Genomic DNA, 6,668 nt, shown 5'->3' on the forward strand with positions numbered 1-6,668 from the left:
TCATGCGCACGGGGCCGCCGGCGGGCTCGGGCCCGGCGGGCAGCGAGGCCGCGTCCACGATCTCCACCTGGCCCGCCTCCACGGCCTCGGCCATCTGCGCGCGCTGGTACTCGCCGCGCAGGGTCTCGGCCGCCGACTGCAGCGAGCCCAGCTCCTGCACCAGCCGCACCTCCTGCGCCTCCGTGCCGGGCAGGCTCTGCACCTGCCCCGCGGAGCGCTGCGCCGACTCGGTGAGCGACTGCAGCTGCGCGTCCAGGGCCCCCACCTGGCTGGCCGCGGCGCTCACGATGCGCTGCTCGCCCGACGCGATGAGGGAGTTGAGCCGCGCCAGGTCGGGGTTGTCGGCCGTGGCGCGGCCCTCGCCGGAGGACATGGAGTCGCGGCGGGCCTCGTACTGCGCCAGCAGCTGGTACTCGTGCGACACCACGGGGTTGGAGGCGATCCCCGGCGCCGACACCAGGGCCCGAAGCCGGTCGCCCCGCTGGGCCGGGGGGGCCGCGCGGTACTGGTCCAGCAGCGTCTGGTACGAGCGGCGCTGCGCCGCCAGCTCCTCGCGGCGGGTGTCCAGGGCCAACATCTCCTGCTGCCGGGCGGCCGCCTGCTCGGCAGAGTTGGTCACGCCCCGCGACTGGCGGAACGCCACCAGGGCCGCCTGCGCCTGGCGCACGGCCGAGTCGGTGCGGGCCAGCTGCTCTTCCAGGAAGATGCGCCGGCGCCGCGACTCCTGCTGGGCGCGCCGGGCGCCCGTGGCCTGGAACGCCGTGAGCACGGCCCGCAGCGAGCGCTGCGCCACGGCCGGGTCCGACGCCGTGAACGACACGTCCACCACGTCCGTCTGCACGCGGGGCGACGTGGTGATGCCGCGCTGCAGCCCGCCCATGGCGGCCTCGCGCGGCAGCACCCGCAGGGTGGCCTGCTCCAGGCCGGGGTTGCGCGCCACGGCGAACCGTACGCTCCCCGCCTGCACGGGCACGCCGTAGCGGCCCTGCACGCTGGCCCCGGCGCCGCGCGCCGTGAACCCGCCGGACGAAAAGCGCAGCACCAGGGTGTCGGGGACGGCGGTCGAGTCCACCTCCACGTCCGTGAGCAGGGCGGCGGGGAACTCCGGCGTCTGGGACCGCAGCCGCAGCCCTTCCAGCCCCGCGGCCTGGCTCATGACGCTGCGGCTGCGCATGATCTCCAGCTGCGACAGCAGCGGGTCGATGCGCGAGCCGCCCAGGGTGGGCACCACGTTGTCGCCCGGCATCATGGCGCGGCGCGGGTCCGACAGGCGGATGACGGCCGTGGACTCGTACCGGGGCGGCTCGATGGACACCAGGTAGGCGGCAGCCGCGAGGCCCAGCACCCCGACCGCCAGCACCATCCACCGGTGCCGCCAGATGAGGCTGAGCGAGTTCTTGAGCTGCAGCCCCCCCGACTGCTCCACGCCGCCGAAGGGCTCGGGCGCGTCGGGAGGGGGAAGCTGGGGCGGGGCCACCTGCACCACGCCACGCGGAGAAACGACGATATCCTGCATCAGCGAGCTGCGCGCACGGTGCGGTACAGGTTTACCAGGGCGGCGGTGGCGGCCACGATGCTCGCCATGGGCTGCACGACCTCGCGCAGCACGTCGCGCCGCCGGGGCACGAAGATCTCGTCGCCCGAATGCACGAGCGTACGCCCGCTGCCCAGCTCCGACGACAGGTCCAGCACGTAGACGGCGTTGTCCCGGATGAGGCGCACGCGGTCAAGCCGGCCCCGGGCGGCGGGCCCGCCCGCCAGGGAGATGGCCTGCCGCAGCGTGGTCTCGGGCGGCATCTGGTACAGCCGGGGGCCGTTCACCTCGCCTTCAATGGCCACCTGCAGCAGGGGCTGCACGACGAACTGCGGGTTGGCGACGAAGCGGCCCACGTTCTCGCCCACGGCCGCCTGCACGTCGGGCAGGGGCCGCCCCGCCACCCGCACACCGCGGTACAGGGGGTGCCCCAGCGTGCCGTCGCCCAGCACGGCGAACTCGCCGCTCAGCTCCTCCTGCCGGTACACGGTCACCCGCACGGCGTCGCCCGGCCGCAGCACCCCCGCCCCCGTTTCGGGGAGGGGCTGCGTGGTGGGCCGGGGTCCCGGGGCACAGGCGCCCGCGGCCATCAGCGCAAGGGCGCAGAGCACCCGGAATGCGTTCATTCGCTCCATCCAAAAGAAGTTCGCGCCGCAAAGTAGCACCGGGCGCACGAAAAGGCCACCCGAACGCTCACCCCCGCGGGGCATCGGGGTGGCCGCCCGCGCGCCGCACGGCCCGGACGACCCGCGCCAGGTCCGCCTCCGTGAGCGCCGACCCGGAGGGCAGGCACAGCCCGCGCTCGAACAGGTCCTGCGCCACGGCGCCCCCGTGGCAGGGGAGCCCGGCGAACACGGGCTGCAGGTGCATGGGCTTCCACAGGGGCCGGGCCTCGATGTTCTCGGCCTCCAGGGCCAGCCGCACCCGCTCGCGGTCAGCGCCGAACGCCCGCGCGTCCAGGGTGAGGCAGGTGAGCCAGCGCGAGTGCGTGCCCCACGGCGCCTCGGGCTGCAGCTCTACCCCCGGCAGCCCGCCCAGGTGGCGGGCGTAGAAGTCGAAGTTGGCCCGGCGGGCCGCCACCCGGTCGGCAAGCACCCGCAGCTGCCCCCGCCCGATGGCGGCCAGCACGTTGCTCAGGCGGTAGTTGTAGCCGATCTCGGAGTGCTCGTAGTGCGGCGCGGGGTCGCGGGCCTGCGTGGCCAGCTTGCGCGCGTGGGCCGCCAGCTCGCCGCTGCGGGCCACCAGCATCCCGCCGCCCGACGTGGTGATGATCTTGTTGCCGTTGAAGGAGAAGACCCCCGCCTCGCCGAAGGTGCCGGGGGCCTGCCCGCGATAGGTGGCGCCCAGCGCCTCGGCCGCGTCCTCCACCAGGGGGATGCCGTGGCGCCGGCAGCACGCCGCGATGGGCTCCACGTCGGCGCTCTGGCCGTACAGGTGCACCAGCACCACGGCGCGGGGGGGCCGCCCGGCGCGCACCCGCTCCTCCACGGCCTCCTCCAGGAGGGCCGGGTCCATGTTCCACGAGACGCGCTCGCTGTCAACGAACACGGGCCGCGCCCCCAGGTAGGTGATGGGGTTGGCGCTGGCCGCGAAGGTCAGGGTGGACACCAGCACCTCGTCACCCGCCCCCACCCCGCACAGCTGCAGGGCCAGGTGCAGGGCGGCGGTGCCGGAGCTCAGGGCCACGGCGTGCGGCGCCCCCACCTCGGCCGCGAACTCGCGCTCGAAGGCGTCCACGTGGGGGCCCAGGGGCGCGATCCAGTTGCTGGCGAAGGCGTCGGCCACCAGGCGCTCCTCCGTCCCGCTCATGTGCGGGGCCGACAGGTACACGCGGGCGGGGACGGAAGGTCCGGCGGGCGGCCCGGCGTGGGCCGGTCGCGGCTCCGCCACGGGGCCGCCCCGGGGCGGCGAAACTGCTGAAGGCGTCATCTCACGTTGCGAAGGCGCGTGCGCGCGTACTGCCAGAGCGTGGGGTGCGTGCGCAGCCGCGAGGGCAGCGCCGGGTGCGGCCGGGGGCTCAGCTCTCCCCGGAGCGCCGCCGCGACGGCGTCGGCCAGCGGGGGGATCCCCACGGCCAGGTGCAGGTAGGGGTACGTGGCGAACGAGTCCGCCGGCCCGGCGGTGAAGGAGGCCTGGGCCAGCACCGTCCCCGTGTCGACCCCCTCGTCCACCAGGTGAACGGTGCTGCCGGCCAGCTCCGGGCGCCCCTCCGACAGGGCCCACCAGCCGCCGTGCACCCCCCGGTACAGGGGCGTGATGCCCGCGTGCAGGTTGATGAACGGCGCCGACACGGCCCGCAGCGTCTGCCGGCCGATGATGCGGGTGCCGTTCACCACCACCACGGCGGGCTCCAGCCGCCGCAGGGCCTCGCGGGCCTCGCCGGCGTTCACGGACGGCACCCGGTGCACCCGGTCTTCCGGGACGGGGGCGCGGTCCAGCCCGTGCGCCCGGCAGATCTCGTCCACCCGCGCGGCGCCCGCGCGGCGCAGCCGGGGGAGCACGCCGGCCATGAACAGCAGCTGCCCGGCCACCGTGGCCAGCCCCAGCTTGCGGACGCGGCGCGACAGCAGCTGGCGGCGGGGAACAGGCGGCTCCAGCACCACGGCCAGGCCGGGAAAGCGGGGCGCCAGGGCGTGGTAGACGATGCGCGTGGACTCGCCGTCACCGCCCAGCAGCACCACGCGGCCCGTCCCGGCCGGTCCCGGCGCGCTCACGGCGTCCCCGCCGCGGCGCGGGCGGCAGACGCCGCCTGGTCCATCGTGAGCGACTGCATCCCCTCCGCCTCGCGAAGGGCCGCGAACTCGTCCAGCACCCGTCGCAGGAAGGCGACGTTCTGCTCGAGGTGCGTCCCGAAGTTGTGGGGGTGCCACCACAGGTGGTACAGCTCGCCGCGCCGCGCGGCGCGGCGCAGTCCGTCGCGGATGCGGCGCAGCCGCAGGGGCTCCAGGGGCGCCATGCGCGGCGAGTACGGCCGCAGGAAGCGGCTGGCCGGCACGTCGCACAGCCCGTCCCCGCGCGCGATCCCCGCCCAGGGGATGGTCTCGCCCCCCGCGAGGGGGACGTAGGCGTCCGCCAGGCGCGCGGCGCGCACCCGGGGCCCGGCCGACGACTCCATGGCGGGCCGGTACATCCACCCCGCCTGCGCCCCGCGATAGCAGGTGATCCCCGCGTCGCGCAGCAGGGCGTTGTACGCGGGGTTGTGCTGGTTGCGGGGAAAGACGATGGAGCGCAGGGCCAGCCCCCGCGCGGCCGCGATGCGCGCGGCGCTGGCCAGGTCCGCCGCGAAGGCCTCGCGCCCCTGTCCGGGTTCCACGCAATAGTAGTGGGAGAAGGTGTGCGTCGCCACCTCCTGCCCCGGCGCCCGCGCCACCGCGTCCACCAGCGACGGGGCAAAGTGCAGCGGGTCGTCGTCCTCGCCTTGGCCCAGGGGCTCGCGGTACGGGTCCAGGGCCGCCTGCGCGTACGCGGGGCGCACGCCGGGCGAGAAGCGCTCCAGCTCCCCCCGCGACCGGGCGAACAGGAACCCCACGATGGCCCAGGTGGCCCCGATCCCGTACTGGGCGAACAGGTCCAGCAGGGCGTGCACGGCCGGGCGCTCGCCCACGAGGTTGGGGCGGTACGGGCCGTCGGCGGGGGTGAGGTCGCGCACGCCCCAGTGCAGCTCCACGTCCAGCGAGATCACCAGGGCGCCCCGGTCCGCGCGGGCGGGGGCGGCGGGAGGCTCCACGAAGGGGGCGACGGGGGCCGCGTGGCTCACGGCCGCGCCTCCGTCCCGTCCACCGCGTCCGCGTCGCCCGTCCCGCCGCGGGCCAGCAGGCGCGCGGGGACGCCCGCCACCACCGTGTCTGCGGCCACGTCGCGCCGCACGACGGCCCCGGCGCCCACGACGGCCCATGGGCCCACGCACACGCCGGGGAGCACCACGGCCCCGGCGGCGATCCACGCCCCCTCGCCCACCCGCGCCCCGCCGGCCAGGACGCACCCCGGCGACAGGTGCGCGCCGTCCCCCACCTCGCAGTCGTGCTCCACCACGGCTCCCGTGTTGACGATGGCGGCCCGCCCCACCCGGGCGTCCGCGTTCAGTACGGCCAGGGGCATGACCACCGTCCCCTCCCCCACCCGCGCGGAGGGGCTGCGCACGGCAGTCGGGTGCGCCACGGCGGGCCACGCTCCGCCCGCGGCACGCTCGAACGCCCGTAGCCGGGCGCGGTTGTCGCCGATCCCCGCCGCCAGGGCGTCCCACCCCCGCCCCGCGGCGTCCGCCGCCAGCGCCCGCAGCACCTCCTCCTCCGTCAGCAGCACGGGCGGGGCGCCGGGCGCGGCGACGCGGCCGGGGCGGGCCGCGTCGCGGTCCACGAAGCCCACCACCGTGCCGCCCGCCGCGCGCACCATGTCGGCCACCACGCGGCCGTGCCCGCCGGCGCCCCACACCAGGAAGCGCTCACCCGTTGCCACGGAACTTCTCCATCGTCACGTGGCCCGGCTGGCTGATCCCCTCGCGGACGAAGACCTTGCGCACGGTCATCCACAGGATGCGCAGGTCCAGGGCGAGGGAGCGGTGGTCCACGTACCACACGTCCAGCCGGAACTTCTCGTCCCAGGAGAGGGCGTTGCGCCCGTTCACCTGCGCCCACCCCGTGATCCCCGGCCGCACCTCGTGCCGGCGCGCCTGCTCCGGCGAATAGCGGGGCAGGTACTCCATCAGCAGGGGACGGGGGCCCACGAGGCTCATGTCGCCGCGGACGACGTTCCAGAGCGTGGGCAGCTCGTCCAGGCTCGTGGAGCGCAGGCGCCGGCCGAACGCCGTCAATCGCTGCTCGTCGGGGAGGGGCTCGCCGCGGCTGTCCAGGGCGTCGCGCATGGTCCGGAACTTCAGCAGCCGGAAGGGGCGGCCGTGCAGCCCCGGCCGCTCCTGGCGAAAGAGGACGGGCGTGCCCAGCCGAAGCCGTACGAGCAGCGCCGTCCCCGCCAGCACGGGCGACAGGATGACGAGGGCGGGAACGGCCAGGGCCAGGTCCAGCAGGCGCTTGAGGCCGCTCACGCCGTTCCCCCGGCCAGGGGCGCGGGGGCGGGGAGGCCCCGGGCCCGCAGCAGCCCCTCGTACTCCCGGCAGACGGCCTCCCAGACGATCTCC

General features: G+C 76.1%; 7 protein-coding genes. All 7 read right to left on the bottom strand.

From position 1 onward, the window contains the following. Positions 1 to 1,516 (bottom strand): GumC family protein (locus VFZ20_RS11440; RefSeq protein WP_329684009.1); only part of this gene is annotated, 1,516 nt, incomplete at its 3' end. Next, the gene (locus tag VFZ20_RS11445; protein WP_329684010.1) at positions 1,516 to 2,160 is read right to left on the bottom strand and encodes a polysaccharide biosynthesis/export family protein; all 645 of its coding nucleotides are present in this window, start codon (positions 2,158 to 2,160) and stop codon (positions 1,516 to 1,518) included. The genes VFZ20_RS11440 and VFZ20_RS11445, both read right to left, overlap by 1 nt. Positions 2,161 to 2,227: 67 nt before the next feature. Then, entirely contained in the window at positions 2,228 to 3,343 is a 1,116-nt protein-coding gene (locus VFZ20_RS11450) for a DegT/DnrJ/EryC1/StrS family aminotransferase (RefSeq protein ID WP_349264085.1), read from the bottom strand. A 116-nt stretch (positions 3,344 to 3,459) separates the two neighbouring features. Next, a complete protein-coding gene (locus VFZ20_RS11455) occupies positions 3,460 to 4,248 on the bottom strand; it encodes a formyl transferase (protein ID WP_329684012.1) in 789 nt (262 codons plus the stop codon). Next, positions 4,245 to 5,291 (bottom strand): polysaccharide deacetylase family protein, encoded by a 1,047-nt coding sequence (locus VFZ20_RS11460; protein ID WP_329684013.1) that lies wholly within the window; start codon positions 5,289 to 5,291, stop codon positions 4,245 to 4,247. The genes VFZ20_RS11455 and VFZ20_RS11460 overlap by 4 nt, the downstream gene beginning before the upstream one ends. Beyond that, positions 5,288 to 5,989: an acetyltransferase gene (locus VFZ20_RS11465; RefSeq protein WP_329684014.1), complete on the bottom strand. Its 702-nt coding sequence runs from the start codon at positions 5,987 to 5,989 to the stop codon at positions 5,288 to 5,290. Before VFZ20_RS11465 ends, VFZ20_RS11460 begins: the two co-directional genes overlap by 4 nt. After that, a complete protein-coding gene (locus VFZ20_RS11470; protein WP_329684015.1) occupies positions 5,976 to 6,575 on the bottom strand; it encodes a sugar transferase in 600 nt (199 codons plus the stop codon). The genes VFZ20_RS11465 and VFZ20_RS11470 overlap by 14 nt, the downstream gene beginning before the upstream one ends. Positions 6,576 to 6,668 lie beyond the last annotated feature (93 nt).

The sequence above is a fragment of the Longimicrobium sp. genome (genome assembly GCF_036280135.1).
Classification (GTDB): Bacteria; Gemmatimonadota; Gemmatimonadetes; order Longimicrobiales; family Longimicrobiaceae; genus Longimicrobium.